The organism is Halomonas sp. TP35, assembly GCF_052375975.1.
Lineage (GTDB): Bacteria > Pseudomonadota > Gammaproteobacteria > Pseudomonadales > Halomonadaceae > Vreelandella > Vreelandella citrativorans.
In genome coordinates, this window is sequence record NZ_JBQSUZ010000001.1 from 59444 (window position 1) to 84745 (window position 25302).

Here is a 25302-nt window from a genome sequence, read left to right on the forward strand (position 1 = left end):
TGGTTTCTCGCCAAGGTTAAAAGGTCAACAATTGCTCTAACGCGGTGTGAAGAGAACGTCGTCTCTTCTTTTCACCGCTTCAGCGCTATAAAACATGGGGAAACCAATGAAAACCATACTAACGACAACTGCTATCGCTTCCTCCATCGCTCTGGGTTTAAGCGGCGCCTCTGTCGCCATGGCCCAAACGCCTTCTGTTAATGTCGCAACCGACCCAAGCTTTGTTCCTTTTGAAATGATGGATCCAGAAACTGGCGAGATGATCGGTTTCGATATGGACATTATCAATGCCGTTGCCGAGCGTGCCGGTTTTGAGGTCAACCTCACCACCATGGAATTTTCGGGCATTATTCCCGCCGTGCAAACCGGCAGTCAGGAAATTGCCATCGCAGGCACGACCATCACCGAAGAGCGTGCACAGGTCGTCGACTTTTCTGATCCCTACTACGATTCCGGTCTACAGATTATTGTTCGTGCCAACAACGAAGATGTCTCCTCTTTGGAAGACCTTCAGGGCCTGACCATCGGTACCAAAATCGGCTCGACAAGCTACGACTTCCTCCAGCAAGAGCTGGGTGAAGGCGCTGACATCACGCCTTATCCAGGCACCGCCGACATGTACATGGCCCTGCTGGGCCGCAACGTAGACGCCGTACTGTATGACGCCCCTAACGTTGCTTACTTCTCCCAAACCCGCGGCGAAGGACGTACCAAAGTGGTGGGGCCGCTTTATGAAGGCCAGCAATATGGCATTGTGTTCCATAAGGGCAGCGAATGGGTAGAACCCACCAATGAAGCCTTGGCCTCCATGCGTGAAGACGGCACTTACGACGAAATCTACAAAAAATGGTTCGGTGAAGCCACCAGCGAGTAACCCAGCGGCGCTATAGAGCTAACAGGTATTTATCACAGGGCCGGGCGGCCACCCTCCCGGCCCTTTGACGTTATACGTCGCGTGTTTTTTTGGAGATAAGGCGTGGATTTCGATTTTCAATTTGATTGGGCAGCCGCGTTTGCGTCGATCCCTTACCTGCTGCCTGGCATCCCCTGGACGCTGCTAATCTCATTTGGCGGTCTGGCGATCGGCTTTTTCATCGGTATTTTCTTTGGCCTGCTGCGTATTAGTCCGATCCGCTGGCTACGCTGGGTTGCCCTTTGCTACATAGAAGTATTCCGCGGTACGCCTATCCTCGTGCAGGTGCTGTTTATCTTCTACGGCCTGCCCCAGCTACTGGGCAGTCCTATCAATGCGCTGGTCGCAGGCATTGCCGCTATTGCGGTTAACTCGGGTGCGTATATTTCTGAAATTGTGCGTGGCGGCGTGCAATCCATTGAGCGTGGCCAGCGTGAAGCATCCCTCTCGTTAGGGCTTTCGCGCGCTCAGGCATTTCGCTATGTGATTTGGCCCCAGGCGTTGCGTCGTATGATTCCTCCGCTTGGCAATCAGGCCATTATCAGCATTAAAGATACCTCACTATTTTCAGTCATTGGGGTCAGCGAACTGGTACGCCAGGGGCAAATCTATATCGCGACAACCTTCAACGCCCTAGAGGTCTACTTTATGGTTGCGGTGATGTATCTGGCGATTACCTGGACCCTCTCTATTCTTCTGCGCCTGCTGGAGCGCAGAGGCATCGCAGGCTGATAAGGAAACGTACAATGACCGATACCGTGTCACCCACAACGCCCTCCATTGTGCGTATGCAAAAGCTGAATAAACATTTTGGCAGCCTGCACGTACTCAATGATATCGACCTTGAAATTATCCCCGGTGAAGTCGTCGTCATTATTGGCGCAAGCGGGTCCGGTAAATCCACGCTGATTCGCTGCATCAATGGGCTGGAGGAGTTTCAGTCGGGCATGCTGGAAGTAGATGGCAATACGCTAACGCCTAACGGCAAGAGCAGTAAAGCACTACAAACCATTCGTACAGAAGTCGGTATGGTGTTTCAGCAGTTCAATCTATTTCCCCACCTTAGCGTGATCGATAACATCACGCTGGCGCCCATGAAGGTACGTGGCTGGAACCGCGACGACGCAGTGGCAACCGCAAAACGCCTGCTGGATAGGGTCGGTATTGCCGACCAGGCCGATAAGTACCCCAGTCAGCTCTCAGGAGGTCAGCAGCAGCGTGTTGCCCTTGCCCGTGCCTTGGCCATGGAGCCTCGGCTTATGCTGTTTGACGAGCCTACCTCGGCGCTTGATCCCGAAATGATTGGTGAAGTGCTGGACGCCATGCGTGAGCTGGCTAAAGAGGGCATGACCATGGTGATCGTCACGCATGAAATGGGGTTTGCCCGTGAAGTAGCCGATCGCGTTATCTTTATCCATAAAGGTGTCATTGCCGAGCAAGGAGCGCCACAACAGCTGTTCGATTCGCCTCAAAATGAGCGCACTCAATCGTTTCTTGCCCGGGTGCTTAAACACTAATCTTAAGCACTAATACCTGCAAAATTACCCGCTTAAAAGCGTTTTTTATGGCCTGTCCTTGCGACAGGCCATTTTTTTCCCCTGTGGATAATTTTTTTATTCTATAACTCTACAACATGCCACAGCACCCATAGTGAGCGCCTTTAAGGTTGCCAGACACTGCTTTTTTGGTGTGTTCACAGGTGCGGTAACAACGTCGGTATGAGCAGGTGGATAAGACGTGGTTTTGTGGTGCTGTGGGTAAGTAGCACTTCCATCCACAGGGCCTGCACCGTTTCTACTCAGGTAATACGCTGCTTAACCACGCAAATACCAACATTTTAACAAGTTGAATTTTATAAATATAATTGGGTTATGCACAGAAACTGTCCACACTAATAATTACAGCATTAACAGAACTTCTCTTATTTATTTATATATTGTTATTAATAAATAGTGACTGGGCGTGTGAGATGTGGAAAAACCTGACGGTTACCCACAGGGGGTTTATACTGGCGGGCTTGTTTAACTACGCCGACACGTCTGAAACTGACGAAACGGCCACATCATTCGTGCCAATTGGCGCAAGACGAGGTGTCTCTTGAATTACCCCGACCGCTTTGACGTGATTGTCATCGGCGGTGGCCATGCGGGAACTGAAGCCGCACTGGCCTCTGCTCGTATGGGCTGTCAGACCCTGCTGCTCACGCACAACATCGAGACCTTGGGTCAGATGTCGTGTAACCCTGCCATTGGCGGCATTGGCAAAAGCCATCTGGTGAAAGAGATCGATGCGCTAGGCGGGGCGATGGGGCTTGCCACGGATTTAGGCGGCATTCAGTTCCGGGTATTAAACGCTCGAAAAGGACCGGCTGTACGTGCCACACGTGCTCAAGCAGACCGCGTTCGCTACAAAGCAGCGATCCGCGGCATGTTGGAAAACCAGCCAAATTTAACGATTTTCCAGCAGGCGGCTGGTGATCTGGTTGTGGATAACGATACGGTTCGTGGCGTCGTGACGGAGACCGGTATTCGTTTTTATGCCGAGTCCGTTGTGCTGTCGACGGGTACGTTTTTAGGTGGTGTGATTCACATCGGCTTGGATCAAAGTCGCGGCGGTCGAGCAGGTGATCCACCCTCAAATGCCCTGGCTGAGCGTCTGCGTGCCCTGCCGTTTCGGGTTGACCGGCTCAAAACCGGCACGCCACCGCGCATTGATGCCAAAAGCGTGAATTTCTCCCAGCTTGAAGAACAGCCTGGCGATACGCCAACGCCGGTCATGTCCTACCTTGGTTCGCGGGATATGCACCCTCAGCAGGTCAGCTGTCATATTGCGCACACCAATGAGCGCACGCATGAGCTGATTTTGGCGAATCTTGATCGTTCACCGATGTACTCCGGCGTGATTGAAGGCGTGGGTCCGCGCTACTGCCCATCGATTGAAGACAAGGTTCATCGCTTTGCCGATAAATCGAGCCACCAGGTCTTTATTGAACCTGAAGGTTTGGATACCCACGAGCTGTATCCCAACGGCATCTCGACCTCGCTGCCATTTGATGTGCAATTGCAGGTAGTACGCTCGATTAAAGGGCTGGAGAACGCGCATATCACGCGGCCAGGTTATGCCATTGAGTACGATTTCTTTGATCCCCGGGATTTAAAACACTCACTGGAAACCAAATTTATCCACAACCTGTTTTTTGCCGGGCAGATCAACGGCACGACAGGTTATGAGGAAGCCGGCGCTCAAGGCCTGCTGGCCGGGCTCAACGCCGCGCGGCGTGCCATGCAGCAGGATGCCTGGTATCCACGTCGTGACGAGGCCTATCTTGGCGTGCTGGTGGACGACCTGATCACGATGGGCACCAAAGAGCCTTACCGTATGTTTACTTCCAGGGCGGAATACCGATTATTGCTGCGTGAAGATAACGCCGACCTGAGGTTGACTGAAAAAGGCCGTGAGTTAGGCTTGGTGAATGACCAGCGCTGGACGGCATTTAGTAAAAAGCGCGAAGCGATTGCGCTGGAGACCGCGCGTTTAGCCAGTGTTTGGATTCAGCCAAGCAGCCCGGCTGCTGCAAAAATTGCTGAAAAAACCGGCAAACCGCTCTCCCGCGAGTATCGTTTGAGCGATCTTCTCAAGCGCCCAGAGCTAAATTATGCGGACCTTGCTGAACTGCCGGGTCTGGAAAGCGGCGTTATCAATGACGAAGCCGTTGCCGAACAGGTACAGATACAGGCGAAGTACGAAGGCTATATCGAACGTCAACAGTATGAAATTGATAAGCTTAAGCGCCATGAAGCAATGCCACTTCCCGCCGACCTGGATTACCAGCGGGTGGAAGGGCTCTCCAATGAGATTCGTCAGAAGCTGACCGACGTGCGGCCTGAAACGCTGGCCCAGGCGGCGCGTATTTCAGGCGTAACACCGGCCGCAGTGTCTATTTTGCTGGTGCATCTTAAAAAGCGTCGCCTGATCGCCTCACCCGAGGTCGCTAACGGATGAGCGGATTAACAGTGTTGGTAAGCAGCTTGCCTGCGAGCGTCGCTGCTCGACTCGATAATGGGTTAGCGCAGCTCGGCTTAAAGGTAACGGCAAGCCAGCGTGAACAGCTGCTTGGGTTTGTCGCCCTATTGCACAAGTGGAACAAGGCTTATAACCTCACGGCTGTTCGCGATATTGATGATATGGTGGCACGTCACGTACTGGATAGTGCGGCTGTCGCGCCTTATGTGCATGGCCCCAGATTGCTGGATGTGGGAGCGGGGCCAGGCCTTCCTGGTATCGTGCTGGCCATCCTTGATCCGGCGCTGTCCGTTACGCTGTTGGATAGCAATGGCAAAAAAGTCCGTTTTCAGCGTCAGGCTATAATGGAGCTTGGGCTAAAAAACGTGGTTGCAAGCCAGGCGCGGGTGGAGACGTTTAGTGACCAGCCGTTTGATCAGGTAATTTCACGCGCGTTCGCAAGCCTGGTGGACTTTGTCACCCTGACCCGTGAACTACCCACAGCGAACGGACAGTGGTTGGCCATGAAAGGCCCAGGTGCTGATGATGAGTTGCGTGAACTGCCCAGCGGCATTCGACTGCAAACACGTCACCTGCTAAAAGTGCCCTTCGATACGGCCGAGCGACAGCTGTTGATTCTGAACGTTGATTCTGAACCCCAGGAAGGAGTTGAGTAAGTGAGCCAGATCATTGCCCTGACCAATCAAAAAGGCGGCGTGGGCAAGACCACCTCAGCCGTTAACCTGGCGGCCAGCCTTGCTGCTCTTGATCGTCGAGTGCTGTTGGTGGACCTTGATCCTCAAGGGCACGCCAGCATGGGCAGTGGTATTGATAAACACGAACTCGATAAAAGCGTTCTGGATGTACTGCTCGGCGATGCAACAGCCACCGATACCATCGTGCGCGATCTGCCGGTCAAATATGATGTTCTGCCGGGTAACGGTGACTTGACCGCTGCGGAAGTCGAGTTGCTGGATCTTGATAAGCGCGAAAGCTGCCTGACTACGGCGCTTGGCTCGGTTGCTGGGAAGTACGATGTGGTGCTGATTGACTGCCCTCCTTCGCTCAACATGCTGACCGTTAATGCGCTGACCGCAGCGGATAGCGTGCTTATTCCGCTGCAGTGCGAGTTTTACGCGCTGGAAGGACTGTCAGCGCTGCTGGATACCGTTGAACAGATCAAGCAAAGCGTTAATCCTGATTTGGCGATTGCCGGTATCCTGCGCACCATGTACGACAAGCGCACCAGCCTAACGCGGGAAGTGGACAAGCAACTGCGAGACTTCTTTGGCGATGCGCTGATCAAGACGACGATCCCGCGCAACGTCAAAGTGGCTGAAGCGCCAAGCCACGGAATACCCGTGACGCAATATGCCCGCTTCTCACGAGGCAGCCAGGCGTACCGCGTACTGGCAAAAGAGATGATTCGTCGACTATCGCTATAACGTATTGATCCGTACGAGGGAAAGCGAATGACGCGTAAACGCGCGCTAGGACGTGGCCTGGATGCCCTAATTGGTGCGGGCGCTCGTCGCCGTGACAGCCTGGAACTTACCGGTAGCTCTACGTCGGAAGCCCATGATGAGGTGTCATCCGTGGTGGTGGCCTCGGATGTGGCTCCTGAGCGTTTGGAGCGCCTTCCGCTTGGCCAATTAACCCGTGGCAAGTATCAGCCGCGGCGTGATATCCAGCCAGAAGCGCTTGAAGAGCTTGCCGATTCTATACGTGCCCAGGGCGTTATGCAGCCTATTGTGGTGCGTCCTATTGGCGAAGATCGCTATGAAATTATTGCTGGTGAGCGGCGCTGGCGTGCAGCGCAGCTGGCCGAGCTCGACGTTATCCCCGCGGTTATTCGTGAGGTAAGTGACGAAGTTGCCTTGGCACTGGCGCTGATTGAAAATATTCAGCGTGAAAACCTCAATGCCATCGAAGAAGCGATGGCGCTTAAACGGCTGGGTGATGAGTTTGAATTAACCCAGCAGCAGATTGCTGACGCGGTCGGTAAATCCCGCACTCAGGTCGCCAACTTACTGCGCTTGCTGGCGCTGGATCCAGAAGTCCAAACGCTGCTAGAGCGAGGTGACCTGGATATGGGCCATGCACGTGCGTTGCTATCACTTAACAGCGTTCAGCAGCGCCAAGTGGCTCATGAAGTGGTGAATAACGATCTCACCGTGCGGTCCACCGAAGCGTTGGTTAAAAAGGTACAGGCCAGCCAAAGCGTTGAAAAAACGCCAAGTCGGCCAAATAAAACGGCGGATGTCTCGCGTCTAGAAACACAGCTAGGGGAACTGCTTGGCGCACCCGTTTCAATTGACCATGGTAATCGGGGTAAAGGCAAAGTGACCATCCGCTATACAAGCCTTGATGAACTCGACGGAATACTGGCGCATATTAAATAGGCTGCTTATTAATTAAATAGCAGGCTTATTAAGAAAACATTAAAAAGCAGCTAATTTTTACCCTTTGGTCGCAAGTTGTCCCTTAAACACGTTAAATACGAGCAACTTCGGTTGAAGGTGTGATAGCGCTTCCCTATAATCGCGCAAGATTTGTGCAGGTTGCTTATCAACAGCCTAAGCAACCATTCGCTGGCAGGGTGCTGGGCAATGGTAGAACGTGTTGAAACCCAGCGCAGGAAGGCGTATGTCATCCGGCTTTTTACCGCACAGCTAATCGTGACGGTAGTCGGCATGTTGATGGTCTACCCTATAGCGCGCATGCCGGGCGTTTTCTCCGTGGTAACAGGTGCGCTGGTGGCCTTGCTACCCCATGCTTTTTTTATACAGCGAATGGGCATATTGCACAGTAAGCGAACATCGCGCAGCGCTGTTCATTTGTTTCGTGCCGAAGGAGGCAAGTTTGGTTTGACGGTGGCACTGTTTAGCGCAGTGTTCGTAGTAGTGCCCCCCTCAAACCCCGCTTTCTTTTTTAGTGCTTATGTGGCGATTGTTCTGATGCATGGGCTAACGCCGTTGTTTATGCGCAGACATCGCACACTTTATTGAGGTGATATCTCTATGGCCGCAGGAAACGAAGTCTCGACGACTTATTATATCCAGCACCACTTGCAGAACCTGACCTTTGGGCATCACCCGGTGAATGGTTGGTCGCTGGCGCATTCAGCTCAAGAAGCGGGCGAAATGGGCTTCTGGGCGATCCATTTGGATACCATGGGCTGGTCAATCGCTATGGGGGTACTGTTTCTCTGGGTATTCCGTAAGGCGGGAAAAGCCGCGACCACTGGCGTGCCAGGCGGTCTGCAAAACGCGGTTGAAATGGTGGTCGAGTTTATCGACAACCTGACGCGCTCAACGTTCCATGGGCGTAATCCGCATATTGTCCCGCTGGCAATTACGCTATTCGTCTGGATACTGCTGATGAATAGTCTCAAGATAATTCCAGTCGATTACTTCCCGGTACTGTTTAGCAAGCTCGGTGTGGATTACATGAAAATTGTACCTACTACCGACGTAAATGCCACGCTAGGCATGGCGTTGGGCGTATTTGGCCTGATTCTGTACTACAACTTCAAAGTGAAAGGCGTTGGCGGTTTTGTCAAAGAGCTTTCCCTGACCCCGTTTAATCACTGGGCGTTGATTCCTTTCAACCTGGTGTTGGAAATTGTATCGCTACTGGTCAAGCCGTTCAGCTTGGCCATGCGACTGTTCGGTAACATGTTTGCCGGTGAAGTTATCTTCATTTTGATTGCTATGCTGCCGTTTTGGGCCATTTGGGTACTGGATGTGCCATGGGCAATTTTCCATATCCTGGTCGTCACGCTACAGGCCTTTATCTTTACCACGCTCACCATCGTTTATTTGAGCGCGGCGCACGAACACCACTAACCAAGCAACGCTAACGCTTTCATTAACCCACAACCCTTAACCAAAACTTAAACTCAGGAGCAACATCATGGAAATGGTTTATCTTTCGGCTGCCATCATCATCGGTCTAGGCGCACTGGCTACTGGTATTGGCTTCGCTATTCTGGGCGGCAAACTGCTTGAGTCTACTGCACGTCAGCCGGAGCTGGGCGACCAGCTGCAAACCAAAACCTTCATCATGGCAGGTCTGTTGGACGCTGTACCGATGATCGGTGTTGGTATTGCGATGTACCTGATCTTCGTTGTTGCCGGTTAATGATTGCTTTACCGGGCGGTTAACCGCTCGGTTTTGTTTCACTCCGGTCGCCACGAACTTGTCAGAGGTACATCCCTGTGAATATCAACATGACGCTTATCGGGCAGACGATCGCCTTCGCGATCTTTGTCTGGTTTTGCATAAAGTACGTGTGGCCTCCGATCAGCAACGCGCTTAACGAGCGTCAGAAAAAAATTGCTGATGGCTTGGATGCAGCCAGCCGTGCTACTCGTGATCTTGAGCTAGCTCAAGAGCGGGCAGAACAGACGCTGCGTGAAAGCAAGGAACAAGCTTCACAGATCCTTGAGCAAGCCAATAAGCGCTCTGCTCAGATGATCGAAGAAGCCCGCGAGCAGGCCCGCGCAGAAGGTGAACGTCTCATGGCGGGCGCACGCTCTGAAATCGAGCTTGAAGTAAATCGAGCGAAAGAAGAGTTACGTGCCCAGGTGTCTCATCTGGCCATCATCGGCGCTGAGCGTGTATTGGAAGCTTCTGTCGATGAAAATGCGCATCGCGAGCTGCTTGATAAGCTGGCTGCCGAACTGTAAGGAGGTGAATTATGGCGGAATTACTTACCGTCGCTCGTCCTTACGCAAAGGCGGCGTTTGAACACGCGCGTGATAATGATGTGCTTGATAGCTGGTCACAGGCGCTGGGTTTTTTGGGCACTGTTGTGGCCGATAGCGACGCTCGACGTCTGCTGGGTAGCCCCAAAATCGAGAATGCAAAGAAAGTTGCCCTTCTGGTTGAGATGCTTCCAGAACCGCAGGGTGATGCACTGTCTCGCTTTTTGGAGGCTGTGGCTGACCAGGACCGTTTAATGGTTCTGCCTTTTATCGCTGAACAGTTTGAGCGCCTGCGCGCTGAACACGAGCAGCGTGTAGAGGTAATGGTAACGTCAGCGTATAAACTGACAGCCGCACAAAAGACCAAGCTATCCAACGCGCTCAAGAAACGTCTGAATCGCGAAATCTCCATTACTACTCAGGTAGATAAGTCGCTCATCGGCGGTGTCATCCTGCGTGCTGGCGATACCGTCATTGACGGGTCGGTACGTGGTCGACTGAACCGCCTTTCCGAAGCGCTAACCGCTTGAGTCTGAGGGACATGGCATGCAGCAATTGAATCCTTCCGAGATCAGCGACATCATCAAGCAGCGAATTGAGAAGCTTGACGTCGCATCTGAAGCTCGTAATCAGGGCACCATCGTAGGTGTTTCCGACGGTATCGTGAAAATTCACGGCCTCGAAGACGCCATGTTTGGTGAAATGATTGAATTTCCTAACAGCGTTTTTGGCATGGTACTTAACCTGGAGCGTGACTCCGTAGGTGCTGTTGTCCTGGGCGACTACCTGCTGCTTGAAGAAGGCATGACCGCGAAATGCACCGGTCGTATTCTTGAAGTACCGGTTGGCCCTGAGCTGATTGGCCGTGTTGTTGATGCGTTGGGTAACCCCATCGACGGCAAAGGCGATATCAACGCTAAAATGACCGACGCGGTAGAAAAAGTAGCGCCTGGCGTTATTACCCGTCAGTCGGTTGATGAGCCGATTCAAACCGGCTTGAAATCCATCGATGCCATGGTGCCGATCGGTCGTGGTCAGCGTGAGCTGATTATCGGTGACCGTCAGATCGGTAAAACTGCCATTGCCATTGATGCGATCATCAACCAGAAAGGCAAAGGCGTTACCTGTGTCTACGTTGCCATTGGTCAGAAACAGTCGACCATTGCCAACGTTGTGCGCAAGCTCGAAGAGCATGGCGCGATGGAACACACCATCGTCGTTGCTGCGGGCGCTGCCGATCCGGCTCCGATGCAGTTTCTCTCCGCGTATTCCGGTTGCACCATGGGTGAGTACTTCCGTGACCGTGGCGAAGACGCGATGATCGTGTATGACGATCTTTCCAAGCAGGCAGTGGCATACCGTCAAGTATCCCTGCTGCTGCGTCGTCCGCCAGGCCGTGAAGCCTATCCCGGTGACGTGTTCTATCTCCACTCGCGTCTGCTTGAGCGTGCGGCACGTGTCAACGTCGACTACGTTGAGAAGTTCACCAACGGTGAAGTGAAGGGCAAAACCGGTTCCTTGACCGCGCTGCCGATCATCGAAACCCAAGGTGGCGACGTTTCTGCGTTCGTTCCGACCAACGTGATCTCGATCACCGACGGTCAGATCTTCCTGGAAACCAGCCTGTTTAACTCCGGTATTCGTCCGTCGATTAACGCAGGTTTGTCCGTATCGCGCGTGGGCGGTGCTGCCCAGACCAAGATCATCAAAAAGTTAGGTGGTGGTGTTCGTCTGGCCTTGGCTCAGTACCGTGAACTGGCTGCGTTCTCGCAGTTCGCTTCTGACCTTGACGAAGCGACCCGTAAGCAGCTTGAACACGGTCAGCGCGTCACCGAACTGATGAAGCAGAAACAGTATTCGCCGATGTCGGTTGCAGAAATGGCGCTGTCTCTCTACGCCGCTAACGAAGGTCACATGGATGATGTGAGCGTCGATAAAGTGTTGGACTTCGAACGTGCCCTGCACGATTACATGAAGTCTGAACACGGCGATCTGCTCGACAAAATCAACCAGACCGGCGACTACAACGGCGAGATTCAAGACGGCTTGAAGTCGGGTCTCGAGAAGTTCAAGGCGACTCAGAGCTGGTAATGTCCGGCCCGCCTGTGGGCGGGCTTGCCTACTTTCTGAGAGTCACGAACGAAAGGTAGATCGCTATGGCAGCTGCAAAAGAGATACGCACCCAGATCGGGAGCATCAAAAATACGCAGAAGATCACCAGTGCCATGGAAATGGTGGCTGCATCGAAAATGCGTAAAGCACAAGATCTGATGAAGGCTGGCCAGCCGTATGCCAAGCAGATTCGCAACGTCGTAGGCCACATTGCTGACGCTAACCCCGAATATCGCCACGATTACATGATCGAGCGTAACGAGGTGAATCGCGTAGGCTACATTGTGGTGTCTACCGACCGCGGTTTGTGCGGCGGCTTAAACGTCAACCTGTTCAAGGCCGTGGTGAAAGATGCCCGTGTCTGGAGCCAGGAAGGCGCTGAGCTGGACTTCTGTGCCCTTGGCGCGAAAGGCAGTGCTTTCTTCCGTAACTATGGCGGCAACTTGATTGCAGCCAAGAGCGGATTAGGTGAAGCACCCACGGTCGAGGGTCTGATCGGTAGTATCAAGGTCATGCTCGAAGCGTACGATGAAGGACGTCTTGATCGCCTGTACGTGGTGTACAACGAATTCGTTAACACCATGACGCAACGGCCGGTTGTGCGTCAGCTTCTTCCTCTGTCGCCTGATATGGGCGCAGACGCTAAACATGACGAAGAAAACGCCCGTCCCGAAAGCTGGGACTACCTGTATGAACCGGATGCCAAGGCGTTGCTAGACAGCCTGTTGGTTCGATTCATCGAATCGCAGGTGTATCAGGCGGTAGTCGAAAACGGTGCGTGCGAACAGGCCGCCCGGATGATCGCTATGAAGAGTGCCACTGATAACGCGGGCAACCTGATCGACGATCTGGAGATGGTTTACAACAAGGCCCGTCAGGCCGCCATCACCCAGGAAATTTCTGAGATCGTCGGCGGCGCTTCAGCCGTATAACGCCTAGGGAGCTGCCCAATAAAGCGGCTCCCGGCAGACAGGTTTCATTTGCAGGTTTTTGAGAGGAACCAAGATGAGCGGACGTATCGTACAAATCATCGGCGCGGTGATTGACGTAGAGTTTCCGCGGGACTCTGTGCCCAAGGTCTACGACGCGCTGAAGGTCTCTGAGAAAGAGACTGTCCTCGAAGTCCAGCAGCAGTTGGGCGACGGCGTGGTACGCACCATTGCCATGGGCTCCACTGAGGGCTTAAAGCGTGGCTTGGACGTAGCCAACACAGGTGCCGCGATTTCCGTACCGGTAGGTAAGGAAACGCTGGGTCGTATCATGAACGTACTCGGCGAGCCGATTGATGAAGCGGGTGAGATCGGTGAGCAAGAGCGTATGCCGATCCACCGTAAAGCACCCAGCTATGCCGACCAGGCAGCTTCTAACGAGCTTTTGGAAACCGGTATCAAGGTTATCGACTTGGTCTGCCCGTTTGCCAAGGGTGGCAAGGTTGGCTTGTTCGGCGGTGCGGGTGTTGGTAAAACCGTTAACATGATGGAGCTTATCCGCAACATCGCCACCGAGCACAGCGGCTATTCCGTATTTGCCGGTGTAGGTGAGCGTACGCGTGAGGGTAACGACTTCTATCATGAAATGACCGAATCCAACGTTATCGATAAGGTATCGCTGGTTTACGGTCAGATGAACGAGCCGCCCGGTAACCGTCTTCGCGTTGCGCTGACCGGTCTGACCATCGCTGAAAAATTCCGTGATGAAGGCCGCGACGTTCTACTGTTCGTCGATAACATTTACCGTTACACCCTGGCCGGTACAGAAGTATCTGCACTGCTTGGCCGTATGCCGTCTGCGGTAGGTTATCAGCCGACGCTAGCTGAAGAGATGGGTGTTCTGCAGGAACGTATCACCTCGACGAAATCAGGCTCAATCACCTCCGTACAAGCGGTATACGTACCGGCGGATGACTTGACCGATCCGTCTCCGGCAACCACCTTCTCGCACCTGGACGCGACCGTTGTACTGGCCCGTTCCATTGCTGAGCTAGGTATCTACCCGGCCATCGACCCGCTGGACTCAACGTCTCGTCAGTTGGATCCGCTGGTGGTGGGTGATGAGCATTATGCGGTTGCTCGTGGCGTACAGAACGTACTGCAGCGTTACAAGGAACTGAAGGATATTATCGCCATTCTGGGTATGGACGAGCTGTCTGATGAAGACAAGCTGGCCGTTTCTCGGGCGCGTAAAATTCAGCGTTTCTTGTCGCAGCCATTCTTCGTTGCCGAGGTATTCACTGGCTCACCCGGTAAGTATGTTTCTCTGAAAGATACTATCCGTGGCTTCCAGGGCATCCTCAATGGCGAGTATGACGATATGCCGGAACAGGCCTTCTACATGGTCGGCTCCATCGACGAAGCGGTCGAAAAAGCCAACCAGATGAAGAAGTAATCCCGTCCATTAGGGGGATTCGCTATGGCGAATAGCTTCACTTGCAATATCGTCAGCGCAGAGGCATCTATCTTCTCAGGCAGTGTTGAGCAGGTAGTTGCTTCCGGGATGATGGGTGACCTGGGTATTTTGCCGGGTCACGCCCCGTTACTGACGGAGCTTCAGCCGGGCCCGATTCGTGTCATTCACGACAATGGCAAGGAAGAGAACTTCTTTGTCTCGGGTGGCTTTATGGAAGTCCAGCCGGATGTCGTTACGATTCTGGCAGACGCCGCAACGCGGGCCAGCGACCTCAATGAGGCCGCTGCCGAAGAAGCGCGTCAGGAAGCGCTGAAAGCCTTTAATGAGAAGTCATCGGAGCTGGATTATACCCGTGCCTCCGCTGAACTTGCCGAAGCCGTTGCACAGCTGCGTACGATCCAGCAGCTGCGCAAAAAGGCAGGTAAAGGCTAACACTACGCGGTAAGCGTGAATAAAACGCCCCTTGAACCCGTTAGGGTTTAAGGGGCGTTTTTTTTGTCTGGTACACTTGTCATAAGCATTTAGTAGCATAATGCTTGTCAGCACTGACTCGTCTGCAGAGAAGGAGAACGCGATGTCATTGAACGATGAAATCTTGCAGGAATTAAAAACCGAGCTGCTTGACGAGCTGGTCAAAGAGGAACCGAAAAGAGAGCTATTATCCGAACGCTTGGCCGAAATTCGTTCGGCAGATATTGGTGAGGTGCTTGAAGAGCTTATCGAGGAGGACGAAGAGCTGTCCGCAGCGCTTTCAGTGCTCGATATACTTTCTACAGAACGCGCCGCTAATGTGCTTGGCTACCTGCCAGGTGAAAGCCAGCTGGAAGTCGTGGGTGAGCTAAAGGACACCCAGGTACTTAAGCTGTTGGAAGAGATGGGCTCTGACGAACGGGTGGACCTGTTCAATCTTCTGGATGAAGATCGCCGAGAAGCGCTGTTACGGCGCATGGCACATCAGGAGCGGGAAGATCTCAAGCGGCTAGCAGGCTACGAGGAAGGCACTGCAGGCGCCATTATGACCTCTGACTATGTGGCAATAGCCAGTGGCATGACGGTGTCTCAGGCAATGATGCGCGTACGCCAGACTGCTCCGGATGCAGAGACGGTCTATCAGCTCTATATCCTGGACAACGATGGCAGGCTGATTGGCACGATGTCCCTGCGTCAGCTGATGATTGCCAGGCCCGGCGCGTTGGTTGACGACATCATGATCAAGGATGTGATCAGCACCGCCGTGGATGAAGCGCAGGAAGAAGTAGCTCGCATCGTGGCTCGTTATGACCTCTTGGCGCTGCCGGTGATTGATGCCGAAAACCGTATGGTGGGTATCGTTACTCACGATGATGCGATGGACGTGGCAGAGTCGGAAGCCACCGAAGATATCCACAAGGGGATGTCGATTGGCCAGTTGGAAGATGGCGTTAGCCGTGTATCGCTGTGGAGCCTGTACCGTAAACGGGTGACGTGGCTGGTAGTACTGGTCTTTGCCAACCTGTTTTCCGGTGCGGGTATTGCTCACTTTGAAGATATTATTGCCGCCCAGGTGGCGCTGGTATTCTTCCTGCCCTTGTTGATTGGTAGTGGCGGTAACGCAGGCGCTCAGGCGGCAACGCTGATGGTTCGCGGTATGGCAACCGGTGATGTAGGCGTTAAGGACTGGAGTAAAATGCTCGGCCGAGAGCTGTTGGTAGCTGGCTCCCTGGGGCTGACCATGGCCATCGCCGTCGCTCCCATCGGGATACTGCGTGCAGGCAACGAAGTCGCTATTATCGTCTCCCTCAGTATGGTCACTATCGTACTGTTTGGCAGCCTGCTGGGCATGTGCCTGCCGTTTGTACTGGAGCGCTTCAAGGTCGACCCGGCAGCTGCCTCTGCGCCGCTGGTCACCACCTTGATTGATGCCACCGGGGTATTGATTTACTTCTCTATTGCAACGGCAATTCTTACTAGCTTATAGAGAACAGCCGGCTAGCGCTGCACCCAGCCACGGCGGATAAGCGGTGCGAACAGCCAGTGATAAAGGCGCTTGGCGACGTGCTCATAAACCGGTAGCACTAGCCAGGCGCGGTTGATACCCACCAGCACGGCCATAACGGCTGACAAAAGGGCAGCGCCTGCCATATCCTGGGGGAAGTGGACGCCCAAAAAAATCCTTGCCCAGCCAACGGGAATGGCCATGAGCAGAAGAAGGCTGCCGATACGTCGGGTGTAGCGGTGCAGCATCAAGCTAAAGGCCATGGTCAGAATGATCGTTAGATGATTGCTGGGGAAGGCCGGGGTTGGCGCATGGGCCATCAACGTGGTGCCTACCGGTACGGCAAAGGGCCGGGGCATAGGCCATAGCACCCCGATGATGCCACTTATCGCTAAGGCCAGCAGTGTCGCTATCAGCGCCTCCAGCAGTGGCTGCTTGAGCTGTTCACCGCCACGCAGCCAGCCGATTATCAGTAACGCAGGTAGTAGCCACATCAATTCAACGGCGCACCCATGAGCAAACATGACCAGCCACTCAGGGGTGCCAGCGGCGGCGTTGAGCCTTTCAAACAAGGTAAGGTTAAGCGTATTCATTACGTACTGAAACCATAAGGCCCGTCAGGTGGTTGAGTATTTGGCGTTTATCGAACGGCTAGCGTATCGCGCTACTGGCCGCTCGGGTGATAAACATGACTTCCACATGACCGAGCCACTCGATATCACTGGCGAGCGCTTTGAGCTGGCTAGCCAAACATTGCGGGGGCTGATGTACCGCATCGCCGATAATCAGCGATACGGATACCTTGTCATCCAGATAGTGCAGTTGAAGCTCGTTTAACGTGCGCCACACTGGATGCGCGTACCAGCGTTGATCAAGCGCGGCCTCAACCTCCGGACGTAGTGGCAGGCCGGGCATTCGGCTGGGGTCTCCTTCTCCAGCGTCATCTTCAGGGTCAACATGGAAAATAACATCGGTGAGTAGCGGAAACTCATGACGTAAACGGCGGCTGACCTCATTACCTATCTCATGGGCTTCTGAAACGGTGATTTTAGGCCCGACCACGACATGCAAATCCACCATTACCCAACCTGCTGATTGGCGAGTGCGAAGGTCATGCACGCTATCCACGCCTGGTACGCTACAAGCTACGTCGTGCATTTGGCGTTGGGTGTCTTCAGGCAGTGCGGTATCGACTAATTCCCGCGCAGATTCCCACAGTAAATCCCAGCCAACCTTGCCTACGAGCAGGCCAACCACAATGGCAGCGACGGCATCCAGCCAACCCAATCCAAACTGAGCGCCAATCAGTGCGACCAGTACCACCGCAGTAGAAAGGGCATCGCTACGAGAGTGCCAGGCATTAGCCTCCAACAGCTTGGATTTTACCCGCTTGGCGACGCGCATGGTGTAGCGAAAAATCCACTCTTTACTGATCAGCGCAATAAACGTAATCACAATCGCCACGATGCCAGGCGCGGTGACTTCTGTGCCACTAAACAAGCGGTCCAGGCTTGACCAGGCAATACCGCCTGCCACAAAGATCAGTACGCTACCCAACAGCAGTGTAGTGAGTGTTTCGATGCGCCCGTGACCATAGTGATGGTCATTGTCGGGTTCCTGACGCCCGTAATGAATGGCGGCCAGTACAAAGCCATCGGTGATTAAGTCAGAGAGCGAGTGGATGCCATCCGCAATCAGTGCGGCAGAACCCACCCAAAAACCTACCGCCACTTTGACAATACTAAGCACACTATCCAACCAGGCACCTATATAGGTGACGCGCTTGGCTTCCTGATTATCTAGCTCGTGGTTGGGAACCACTGGCGTTTCAACGGTCTGAGTCATGGAATACCTGACAAGGGAGCGCTTTCAATAAAGCATTATTGTAGCGCACTGCAATATGATCTCTTAAGCCCTTTACTTCTAAGTAGGCTAATACGCAATGCAAAACGATGGTAGGCATGGCGGACAATCCCCTAATGGAGGTGTATCCTTATGCGCCATTGTCATTCAACCACCCTTTTGATGTATAGGATGACCCATGGAGTGGCTACAAATAGTGGTACTTGCCGCTGTGCAAGGGATAACGGAATTCTTACCTGTCTCAAGCTCGGCGCACTTGATTTTAGTACCCGTATTAACCTCTTGGGAGGACCAAGGGCTTGCTTTTGATGTCGCACTCCACTTGGGCAGCTTAAGCGCGGTGGTGATCTATTTCCGGCATGAAATTTGGCAAATGATAGCGAGCAGCCTGGCAGCGCTGCGTGGCCGAGGGATCAATAAAGATGCCAAGCTCGCGATCTGGGTCACGCTTGCCACGCTACCTGTGTGTATCATCGGTTTTCTGCTTCGTGATGTTATCTCGGTGTATATGCGCTCCACGGTTATCATCGCGCTCAGCCTGATTGGCTTTGGCCTGTTACTGGGGTACGCCGACTGGAAAAAACGCGGTACTCGCAGTGAATACCAAATGCAGCTAAAAGATGTGCTGATCATTGGTGGCGCCCAAGCACTGGCACTCATTCCTGGCACATCACGCTCAGGGATTACCATCACAGCCGCCCTTCTGGTAGGTATGAGTCGTGAAGGGGCTGCGAGGTTTTCCTTTTTACTTTCCATCCCGGTGATCGTATTAGCCGGTGGGTTAGAAGCTGTTGAACTTTTACATCAGCCCCAGTCAGTCGATTGGCTATCCATGGCGGCCGGAACGCTATTGTCCGGTGCTATCGCGTACCTGTGTATTCACTATTTCCTCGTTATTATTAAAAAAATGGGGATGCAGCCTTTTGTTGTTTATCGCGTACTGTTTGGTGCGTGGCTCCTCTGGTTTTTTCACGTTTAGAGTAAGCTCATGACCCTATTTATGCCTGAATCAACACGGTTAACAGTAAAAGCGGTATGCGTTATGTCGCTGTTACTACTGGTTGGCTGTTCGGAAAAAGATCGCCCTTTGGAGTCGCCAGTCAGTTTAGAGGGCGGTATCTTTGGCACGTTTTATCAGGTAACCATTAGTGACCCGTTAACCCAGGAGCAGGCCAGCGATCTGGAAGCCGGTTTTTTGGAAGAGCTTGAACGTGTCGATGTGTCCATGTCGACGTATAAAGATGACTCTGAACTAAGCCTGTTTAACCAGGCACCGCTCAATGAGTGGCAGCCACTTTCCAACGAACTAATTGAAGTACTGGCGATAAGCCGCTCGGTGTCTGAACAAAGTAACGGCGCGTTTGATACGACCGTTGGTGGTCTGGTCAATTTATGGAGTTTTGGTCCTGAGGCTCGCCCGAAAGAAGTCCCTTCGGAACAGCAGTTGGCCGAGCGCTTGGCCGAAGTAGGCTTTGATGCTGTAGCGATCGATACTCAGGCCATGCAGGCGCGCCGTGAGCGTGACGTTTATGTGGATCTTTCCGGTGTCGCCAAGGGGCATGCAACCGACCGCGTGGCAGCATACCTAAACCAGCAAGGGATACAGGGTTATTTAATCAACCTGGGTGGAGATATGCTGGCGCACGGCTATCGTGATGATCAAGAGACGCCTTGGCGCGTAGGTATTGAAACGCCGCAAAGCGGCGCGCCACAAGCACAGCATATTGTGCCTCTTCACGATATGTCGGTAGCGACCTCTGGGGATTACCGCAATTACTTTGAGGCTGATGGGCAGCGCTTTTCACATACCATTGATCCACGTACTGGGCGGCCTGTCTCGCATAACCTTGCATCGGTATCGGTTTTCCATCCATCCAATGCCTGGGCCGATGCCTGGGCCACCGCGTTATTGGTAGAAGACAGCGATACGGGTATGGAAGTGGCCGTTGCGCAGAATCTGAGTGTATTAATGCTGATCCGTGATGGCGACCAGTGGCAAAGTATTGCAAGCCCTGCTTTTGTTGATGAATTTGGCGAAGAACTCATCAATGAAAGCGGTATTGGTCAGTGGGCGTCTCCTAACGTGCGTCACGCAGAAGAAGGGTAATGAGAATGCAAAAAGCGCTTGATGTAGTGATTCTCGCAGCGGGTAAAGGCACGCGGATGCGCTCACAAATGCCGAAGGTGCTTCACTCCTTGGCGGGCAAACCCATGGTGTCGCACGTGCTGGAAACAGCGGCGAGCCTAAGCCCTGCACGCACGCAGGTCGTCATTGGTCACGGCGCTGAGCAGCTGCGTCACGCATTGGCGGATGAAAACGTCACGTTTGCCGTGCAAGAAGAGCAGAAAGGCACGGGGCACGCCGCCGCTCAAGCATTGAAGGAACTTGGTGATGGCAATGTTTTGATACTGTATGGCGACGTACCGCTCATTCAAAGCGAAACGCTGACAGCGCTTTTGGCCCATGTGAACGAACAACAGATGGGGTTGCTGACGGTTACGCTGGAGGATCCAGCGGGGTATGGCCGTATTGTGCGTAATGCGGCGGGCGATGCAGTGGCGATTGTAGAGCAAAAAGATGCCAACGACGCCGAGCGTGCCATCACCGAATGCAACACCGGCATCATGGCGATGACCAGTGCCCAACTGGCGCGTTGGTTGCCTAAACTTTCTGCTGACAATGCTCAGGGTGAATACTACCTGACTGATGTGATCGAAATGGCGGCTAAAGAGGGGATTAAAGTCTGCACCGAGCAGCCAGCTCACGCCGTTGAAGTAGAAGGGGTTAATAACCGTGCCCAAATGGCGCGGTTAGAGCGCGTTTACCAAGCGCGCCAAGCGGACCTGCTAATGGAACAGGGCGTGGCACTGGCTGATCCTACAAGGATCGACGTGCGCGGAAGCCTCACCTGTGGTCACGATGTGTTTATTGACGTGGGCTGCATTTTTGAAGGTGACGTGGCGCTGGGTGATGGCGTTAGTGTAGGGCCTTACTGTGTGATCAAAAACAGCACTATCGGTGCTGAAAGCATCATTGATAGTCACACTGTTATTGATCAAACAAAGACGGCTGGCCATAACCTGGTGGGCCCTTATGCGCGCCTGCGCCCGGGGACGCGCTTGGCGGTTAACGCCAAGGTGGGGAATTTTGTAGAAACCAAAAACGCCGAGGTAGGCGAGGGTAGCAAAATTAACCACTTAAGCTATGTTGGCGATGCACGCTTGGGGCGCGACGTTAATATAGGTGCCGGTACGATTACGTGTAACTATGACGGCGCTAACAAACATCACACCGAGATAGGCGACCATGCCTTTATTGGCTCTAACAGCGCACTGGTGGCTCCGGTTACCGTAGGGGCAGGCGCGACCATAGGCGCTGGATCCACCATTGCAAAAGATGTCCGTGAGCATGCCTTAGCGGTGACGCGAGGCAAGCAGCTGGAAAAGGCCGATTGGGTGCGTCCTGTTAAAGCTGGCAAGTAAACGAGTGGTACATCGATACCTTTAATTTATCCTGGGAGAACGGTTTATGTGTGGCATCGTCGCTGCTGTAGCGCAACGTAACGTGCAAGACATACTGTTGGAAGGGCTTAAGCGCCTGGAGTATCGCGGTTACGATTCAGCGGGCATGACGGTGTTGAACGATCATAACCAGCTCACTCGTCATCGCGCAGTTGGTAAGGTCGCAGCCCTTGAGAGTGAGCTGAATAGTGCGCCGCTGCCGGGAGCTTCGGGGATTGCTCACACGCGCTGGGCAACTCACGGAAAACCTTCAAAAGCCAATGCCCACCCGCACCATAGCGGTGACTGCGTCAGCGTGGTGCATAACGGCATTATTGAAAACTACGAATATATAAAAGAGACGCTGCAGGCAAGTGGCTATACGTTTAGCTCGGAAACCGACACCGAAGTCATTGCTCATTTGTTGGCAGACAAGTTGCAGGGTGGTCTCAGCTTGTTTGAGGCAACCCAGCAAATTGTGAACGGCCTGGGCGGTGCGTATGCGCTGGGCGTTATGAGTATTAAGGAGCCGGGCGTAGTCGTAGGTGCACGCCAGGGAAGCCCGCTGGTGGTGGGGGTGGGTATGGGTGAAGCGTTTTTAGCCTCAGACCCACTTGCCTTGCTACAAGTAACGGATCGCTTTATTTATCTGGAAGAAGGCGATGTGGTCGAGCTGAGCGAAAAGGGTGCTATCCGGATTGTCGATAAAGATGGCAGCTCAGTCACACGGTCGGTACATGTTTTTGAGCATGGCGATGGTGTTGCCAGCAAAGGCAATTACCGCCATTACATGCTTAAAGAAATCTTCGAGCAGCCCACCGTGATTGAGGCGGCCCTGGAAGGGCGTTTGAGCGCGGACAGTGTGTTGGTCGAGAGCTTTGGCCCTGATGCTCAAGCGCTTTTTCAGAAAACCCGCCAGGTCCATATCATTGCCTGTGGCACCAGTTATCACGCGGCGATGGTGGCCCGCTACTGGCTTGAACGTTATGCAGGCGTGCCGGTACAGGTTGAGGTGGCCTCCGAGTATCGTTACCGCCATCCGGTCGTACCTGCCGATACGCTGTTCGTAACGCTCTCCCAGTCGGGTGAAACCGCTGACACGCTGGCGGCACTGCGTTTTGCCAAGACCCTGAACTATGTCGGCTCGCTGGCTATTTGCAACGTACCGGGAAGCTCCCTGGTGCGTGAATCAGATATGACACTGATGACCCGTGCAGGCCCGGAAATTGGCGTTGCCTCCACCAAAGCGTTTACCACTCAGTTGGTGGCACTATTGCTTCTGACGCTGGCGATTAGCAAAGCGAAGGGGCAGGAAGAGCATGTGGGTATTGTGAAGGCGCTGCATTCGCTTGCTGATATCTGCCAACAGGTATTGATGCTGGATGGTCAGATTGAGCAGCTCTCCCAGGCGTTTGCTGAAAAGCACCATGCGCTTTTCTTGGGCCGTGGTGCGCACTACCCGATTGCGCTGGAAGGCGCGCTTAAGCTTAAGGAAATCTCCTATATTCACGCAGAAGCCTATCCGGCTGGTGAGCTTAAGCACGGCCCGCTGGCGCTGGTAGATAGCGAGATGCCGGTGATATCCGTCGCACCCAATGACGACCTGTTGGAAAAACTAAAATCCAACCTGCAGGAAGTCCGTGCCAGGGGCGGCCAGCTATTTGTATTTGCCGATGAGAACGTGGGTATCAAGCCGCATGACAATATCCGGGTCATTGAGCTGCCGCATATTCACGAAGCCTTGGCACCGCTTTTATATACACTTCCTCTCCAGCTTTTGAGCTACCACGTTGCAGTACTTAAAGGCACCGATGTTGATCAGCCGCGTAATCTGGCGAAAAGCGTGACGGTCGAGTAAACCACTACCGCCTGGTATCAAATGGTTCGTTGAAGGCTCTTACGGCAATACCCTAAAGGTTGGATGAAGTGTCCAGCCTTTAGGAGCGAGAATGGTTCGCTGGTTAGCATGACGTTCAGTGTTACCCGCCTATTATTCTACGTTTTCGTTCGCTTCTAACGCGTACCGAGCCTCGAAAGTGGCGAGAGTACCGCGTGCCACACTTTTTCTTCCAAATGCGGCAGCTGGCTTTTCTCCAGCTCGGTTAGGCCGTACTCATCCGGGGTTTTCAGAACGTCATGGAATTTGACGATACGGCAGTCGTAGCTGTCATCATCACGTTTTGCATTGGCAATATAGATGGGTAAGGCTTTAAGGTTTGCCAATTCTATAGCATCGTAGACCTGCACAATGTCGAATTTAACAATATAGGCAAGCTTTGAATTGCGGCTTTCCGGGTGATAGCTGACGAAGTCACCGAACGCGTAAACCACCAGTGCATCTTGCTTGCCTTCGCGCGGGATAAGTTCCGCTGGCTGGCTGACATGGGCGTGATTGCCAAGAATCGTGTCAACGCCGCAGTCAATCACCTTATGAGCGGCTTTCCTGATATTCTCATGGGGGTACATCTCAAACTCCCACCCCCAGTGGCAGTAGGCGATAATCCAGTCCGCGCCCTTCGCTTTCGCTGCCACGACCTGCTTCTCAATAAGTGAGTAATCAGGTGCTGGATCTGCATCATTGAATCGAACGACATTAACCAGATAGGGCATATCGGCGGGAATATCTTTTTCGTAACCATTGAGGTCGAAGGTATATGCCAGCAAGGCGATCTTGATGCCATTTTTATTAACCACGACGACATCATCCTGGTCAGCTTGGCTAGTGGCTGTGCCGGAATAGTAGGCCTCTGAATCTTCAAGCACTTTCAGGGTTTCCTTGATGCCTTCTACGCCCCCGTCCATGGCATGGTTGGTTGCCGTGCTGAAATAGTTGATTTTGGCTTCGTTGCGAAACTTCTGGAACATTGCCTCAGATGTATTCATGCGCGCGGGTTGGCCAGGAGACTGGATACGCCCCACGGTATTATTCTTATCAATGGTGGCCTCCAGGTTGGCGCTTACGATGTCGGCAGTACTGTAGAAGCTATTGATATCATCAAAAAGACGCTGTGTATTGTTTGGGGTCAGTGCGTCCACAGCAAGTAAATCTCCTGCGCATGATACGGAGGCGCTTGCATAGGGCCCCTCTGTAGAACGTAGGTTTAGAAACTGAGACGCAAAAAAGTCTTCTAACCCCGACCCGGTTTCGGCAGCTTCAAGTTGATTGAACCAGTAGCGGTAAAGCCATTTGAGCTTTTGGAAGGAGTTTTCTGAAATATCATAAACGCCGGTTTCAGGCTGTGGGTAGTGGAACTCATCGTAGAAAATATAGCTTATCAGGAGAAGTGCTTGTCGGATTAAGTCTCGCCTATTTGTTTTAATTGTGTCGATAATATCTTTAGGTGGCAGTTCTTTAGGCATTACGCTTTCAATATCATTAAGCGTAATGCCTCTACTTAAAAGGTTAGGATCAGCCAATAGTGGCTGAAGCATCGCCAGGATCTGTGTTGGCCTCTTTGCTACCATCCAGCCGCAAAGCGCCCGAAAGAGCTCCTTTTCCTTTGGAGTGATGGTTTCGGGCATGTCTAAGTCACCATGTGCTGCGCTCTGCAGCGTTGCGAGCACCTCATCTTCATTCTCCTCAAGGTAATCCTTAAGTTTTTTCAAGATGTCATGGATATTGTCTAGATATGCATCCATCAGCGAGCTCCTTTTTTGCTTGATAGTCTTTTTAACAGGAGAGTATCTGCTCTTTAAGTACACGGGGGTACTTATCCAGCGGGCTATCGCGTTAGTGAGAGCGTGTTTATTAACGATGCAAGCGATTGATACAACAAGAAATAAAAATACGGTGGCGTTACACACACTAGCATCTTGTCTTA

The 25302-nt window shown here is 53.0% G+C and carries 24 protein-coding genes; 21 read left to right on the top strand and 3 right to left on the bottom strand.

Going from position 1 to position 25302, the window contains the following annotated elements; translation table 11 throughout:
* The first annotated feature begins 106 nt into the window (after window positions 1-106).
* From ACT3RU_RS00285 to mgtE, 17 genes are all read left to right on the top strand, one after another.
* Entirely contained in the window at window positions 107-874 is a 768-nt protein-coding gene (locus ACT3RU_RS00285) for a transporter substrate-binding domain-containing protein (protein WP_192526774.1), read from the top strand.
* Window positions 875-976: 102 nt separating this feature from the next.
* A complete protein-coding gene (locus ACT3RU_RS00290) occupies window positions 977-1645 on the top strand; it encodes an amino acid ABC transporter permease (protein ID WP_192526775.1) in 669 nt (222 codons plus the stop codon).
* Between the two features lie 14 nt (window positions 1646-1659).
* On the top strand, window positions 1660-2430 hold the full coding sequence (locus tag ACT3RU_RS00295; protein ID WP_192526776.1) for an amino acid ABC transporter ATP-binding protein: 771 nt from the start codon (window positions 1660-1662) through the stop codon (window positions 2428-2430).
* 580 nt (window positions 2431-3010) lie between these two features.
* Window positions 3011-4915, top strand: a complete 1905-nt coding sequence (gene mnmG, locus ACT3RU_RS00300; protein ID WP_192526777.1) for a tRNA uridine-5-carboxymethylaminomethyl(34) synthesis enzyme MnmG — start codon at window positions 3011-3013, stop codon at window positions 4913-4915.
* Window positions 4912-5592: a 16S rRNA (guanine(527)-N(7))-methyltransferase RsmG gene (gene rsmG / locus ACT3RU_RS00305; protein WP_192526778.1), complete on the top strand. Its 681-nt coding sequence runs from the start codon at window positions 4912-4914 to the stop codon at window positions 5590-5592. The genes mnmG and rsmG overlap by 4 nt, the downstream gene beginning before the upstream one ends.
* The gene (locus tag ACT3RU_RS00310; protein ID WP_192526779.1) at window positions 5593-6360 is read left to right on the top strand and encodes a ParA family protein; all 768 of its coding nucleotides are present in this window, start codon (window positions 5593-5595) and stop codon (window positions 6358-6360) included. It begins immediately after the preceding gene.
* A 27-nt stretch (window positions 6361-6387) separates the two neighbouring features.
* Window positions 6388-7317, top strand: coding sequence for a ParB/RepB/Spo0J family partition protein (locus ACT3RU_RS00315; protein ID WP_192526780.1), 930 nt, complete (start codon window positions 6388-6390; stop codon window positions 7315-7317).
* 207 nt (window positions 7318-7524) lie between these two features.
* Window positions 7525-7923, top strand: coding sequence for an ATP synthase subunit I (locus ACT3RU_RS00320; RefSeq protein ID WP_087107034.1), 399 nt, complete (start codon window positions 7525-7527; stop codon window positions 7921-7923).
* Window positions 7924-7935: 12 nt separating this feature from the next.
* Window positions 7936-8763 (top strand): F0F1 ATP synthase subunit A, encoded by an 828-nt coding sequence (gene atpB, locus ACT3RU_RS00325; protein WP_087107036.1) that lies wholly within the window; start codon window positions 7936-7938, stop codon window positions 8761-8763.
* A gap of 67 nt (window positions 8764-8830) precedes the next feature.
* Window positions 8831-9058 carry a F0F1 ATP synthase subunit C gene (atpE, locus tag ACT3RU_RS00330; RefSeq protein WP_018918432.1) on the top strand — a complete coding sequence of 76 codons (228 nt, stop codon included), beginning with the start codon at window positions 8831-8833 and terminating at the stop codon, window positions 9056-9058.
* 77 nt (window positions 9059-9135) lie between these two features.
* Entirely contained in the window at window positions 9136-9606 is a 471-nt protein-coding gene (locus tag ACT3RU_RS00335) for a F0F1 ATP synthase subunit B (RefSeq protein WP_087107038.1), read from the top strand.
* Window positions 9607-9617: 11 nt separating this feature from the next.
* Window positions 9618-10154, top strand: coding sequence for a F0F1 ATP synthase subunit delta (locus ACT3RU_RS00340; protein WP_087107040.1), 537 nt, complete (start codon window positions 9618-9620; stop codon window positions 10152-10154).
* 16 nt (window positions 10155-10170) lie between these two features.
* Complete coding sequence (gene atpA / locus ACT3RU_RS00345) at window positions 10171-11715, top strand: F0F1 ATP synthase subunit alpha (RefSeq protein WP_087107042.1); 1545 nt, start codon at window positions 10171-10173, stop codon at window positions 11713-11715.
* A 65-nt stretch (window positions 11716-11780) separates the two neighbouring features.
* A complete protein-coding gene (gene atpG / locus ACT3RU_RS00350) occupies window positions 11781-12668 on the top strand; it encodes a F0F1 ATP synthase subunit gamma (protein ID WP_087107044.1) in 888 nt (295 codons plus the stop codon).
* A 73-nt stretch (window positions 12669-12741) separates the two neighbouring features.
* Window positions 12742-14121: a F0F1 ATP synthase subunit beta gene (gene atpD, locus ACT3RU_RS00355; RefSeq protein ID WP_087107046.1), complete on the top strand. Its 1380-nt coding sequence runs from the start codon at window positions 12742-12744 to the stop codon at window positions 14119-14121.
* A 24-nt stretch (window positions 14122-14145) separates the two neighbouring features.
* The gene (locus ACT3RU_RS00360) at window positions 14146-14574 is read left to right on the top strand and encodes a F0F1 ATP synthase subunit epsilon (protein WP_087107048.1); all 429 of its coding nucleotides are present in this window, start codon (window positions 14146-14148) and stop codon (window positions 14572-14574) included.
* Window positions 14575-14716: 142 nt separating this feature from the next.
* Window positions 14717-16099 carry a magnesium transporter gene (mgtE, locus tag ACT3RU_RS00365; protein WP_087107050.1) on the top strand — a complete coding sequence of 461 codons (1383 nt, stop codon included), beginning with the start codon at window positions 14717-14719 and terminating at the stop codon, window positions 16097-16099.
* An 11-nt stretch (window positions 16100-16110) separates the two neighbouring features.
* Here the strand turns inward: mgtE and ACT3RU_RS00370 are convergent, their stop codons facing one another.
* Together ACT3RU_RS00370 and ACT3RU_RS00375 are read right to left on the bottom strand one after the other, a co-directional pair.
* Complete coding sequence (locus ACT3RU_RS00370) at window positions 16111-16710, bottom strand: undecaprenyl-diphosphatase (RefSeq protein WP_192526781.1); 600 nt, start codon at window positions 16708-16710, stop codon at window positions 16111-16113.
* Window positions 16711-16768: 58 nt separating this feature from the next.
* A complete protein-coding gene (locus ACT3RU_RS00375; RefSeq protein ID WP_192526782.1) occupies window positions 16769-17962 on the bottom strand; it encodes a cation diffusion facilitator family transporter in 1194 nt (397 codons plus the stop codon).
* 196 nt (window positions 17963-18158) lie between these two features.
* Here ACT3RU_RS00375 and ACT3RU_RS00380 point away from each other — a divergent pair, with 196 nt between their 5' ends.
* Genes ACT3RU_RS00380 through glmS form a run of 4 tightly spaced genes read left to right on the top strand, consistent with a single transcriptional unit; the run spans window position 18159 to window position 23339 of the window.
* On the top strand, window positions 18159-18959 hold the full coding sequence (locus ACT3RU_RS00380) for an undecaprenyl-diphosphate phosphatase (RefSeq protein WP_192526783.1): 801 nt from the start codon (window positions 18159-18161) through the stop codon (window positions 18957-18959).
* A gap of 9 nt (window positions 18960-18968) precedes the next feature.
* A complete protein-coding gene (locus ACT3RU_RS00385) occupies window positions 18969-20087 on the top strand; it encodes an FAD:protein FMN transferase (RefSeq protein ID WP_225733708.1) in 1119 nt (372 codons plus the stop codon).
* A 5-nt stretch (window positions 20088-20092) separates the two neighbouring features.
* Window positions 20093-21463, top strand: coding sequence for a bifunctional UDP-N-acetylglucosamine diphosphorylase/glucosamine-1-phosphate N-acetyltransferase GlmU (gene glmU, locus ACT3RU_RS00390; protein ID WP_192526921.1), 1371 nt, complete (start codon window positions 20093-20095; stop codon window positions 21461-21463).
* A gap of 46 nt (window positions 21464-21509) precedes the next feature.
* Window positions 21510-23339 (top strand): glutamine--fructose-6-phosphate transaminase (isomerizing), encoded by a 1830-nt coding sequence (gene glmS, locus ACT3RU_RS00395; RefSeq protein ID WP_087107062.1) that lies wholly within the window; start codon window positions 21510-21512, stop codon window positions 23337-23339.
* A gap of 155 nt (window positions 23340-23494) precedes the next feature.
* Here glmS and ACT3RU_RS00400 read toward each other — a convergent pair whose 3' ends face one another.
* Entirely contained in the window at window positions 23495-25120 is a 1626-nt protein-coding gene (locus tag ACT3RU_RS00400) for a CapA family protein (RefSeq protein ID WP_192526784.1), read from the bottom strand.
* Window positions 25121-25302: the final 182 nt, after the last annotated feature.

Bases quoted from the DNA above. Each gene is read 5' to 3' on its own strand.
- ACT3RU_RS00285 (WP_192526774.1), top strand. From the start codon at position 107: ATGAAAACCATACTAACGACAACTGCTATCGCTTCCTCCATCGCTCTG.
- ACT3RU_RS00375 (WP_192526782.1), bottom strand. From the start codon at position 17,962: ATGACTCAGACCGTTGAAACGCCAGTGGTTCCCAACCACGAGCTAGAT.
- ACT3RU_RS00380 (WP_192526783.1), top strand. From the start codon at position 18,159: ATGGAGTGGCTACAAATAGTGGTACTTGCCGCTGTGCAAGGGATAACG.
- ACT3RU_RS00295 (WP_192526776.1), top strand. From the start codon at position 1,660: ATGACCGATACCGTGTCACCCACAACGCCCTCCATTGTGCGTATGCAA.
- ACT3RU_RS00320 (WP_087107034.1), top strand. From the start codon at position 7,525: ATGGTAGAACGTGTTGAAACCCAGCGCAGGAAGGCGTATGTCATCCGG.
- ACT3RU_RS00360 (WP_087107048.1), top strand. From the start codon at position 14,146: ATGGCGAATAGCTTCACTTGCAATATCGTCAGCGCAGAGGCATCTATC.
- glmS (WP_087107062.1), top strand. From the start codon at position 21,510: ATGTGTGGCATCGTCGCTGCTGTAGCGCAACGTAACGTGCAAGACATA.
- ACT3RU_RS00385 (WP_225733708.1), top strand. From the start codon at position 18,969: ATGACCCTATTTATGCCTGAATCAACACGGTTAACAGTAAAAGCGGTA.
- atpA (WP_087107042.1), top strand. From the start codon at position 10,171: ATGCAGCAATTGAATCCTTCCGAGATCAGCGACATCATCAAGCAGCGA.
- atpB (WP_087107036.1), top strand. From the start codon at position 7,936: ATGGCCGCAGGAAACGAAGTCTCGACGACTTATTATATCCAGCACCAC.
- atpE (WP_018918432.1), top strand. From the start codon at position 8,831: ATGGAAATGGTTTATCTTTCGGCTGCCATCATCATCGGTCTAGGCGCA.
- mgtE (WP_087107050.1), top strand. From the start codon at position 14,717: ATGTCATTGAACGATGAAATCTTGCAGGAATTAAAAACCGAGCTGCTT.
- atpD (WP_087107046.1), top strand. From the start codon at position 12,742: ATGAGCGGACGTATCGTACAAATCATCGGCGCGGTGATTGACGTAGAG.
- ACT3RU_RS00370 (WP_192526781.1), bottom strand. From the start codon at position 16,710: ATGAATACGCTTAACCTTACCTTGTTTGAAAGGCTCAACGCCGCCGCT.
- atpG (WP_087107044.1), top strand. From the start codon at position 11,781: ATGGCAGCTGCAAAAGAGATACGCACCCAGATCGGGAGCATCAAAAAT.
- ACT3RU_RS00315 (WP_192526780.1), top strand. From the start codon at position 6,388: ATGACGCGTAAACGCGCGCTAGGACGTGGCCTGGATGCCCTAATTGGT.
- rsmG (WP_192526778.1), top strand. From the start codon at position 4,912: ATGAGCGGATTAACAGTGTTGGTAAGCAGCTTGCCTGCGAGCGTCGCT.
- ACT3RU_RS00400 (WP_192526784.1), bottom strand. From the start codon at position 25,120: ATGGATGCATATCTAGACAATATCCATGACATCTTGAAAAAACTTAAG.
- glmU (WP_192526921.1), top strand. From the start codon at position 20,093: ATGCAAAAAGCGCTTGATGTAGTGATTCTCGCAGCGGGTAAAGGCACG.
- ACT3RU_RS00340 (WP_087107040.1), top strand. From the start codon at position 9,618: ATGGCGGAATTACTTACCGTCGCTCGTCCTTACGCAAAGGCGGCGTTT.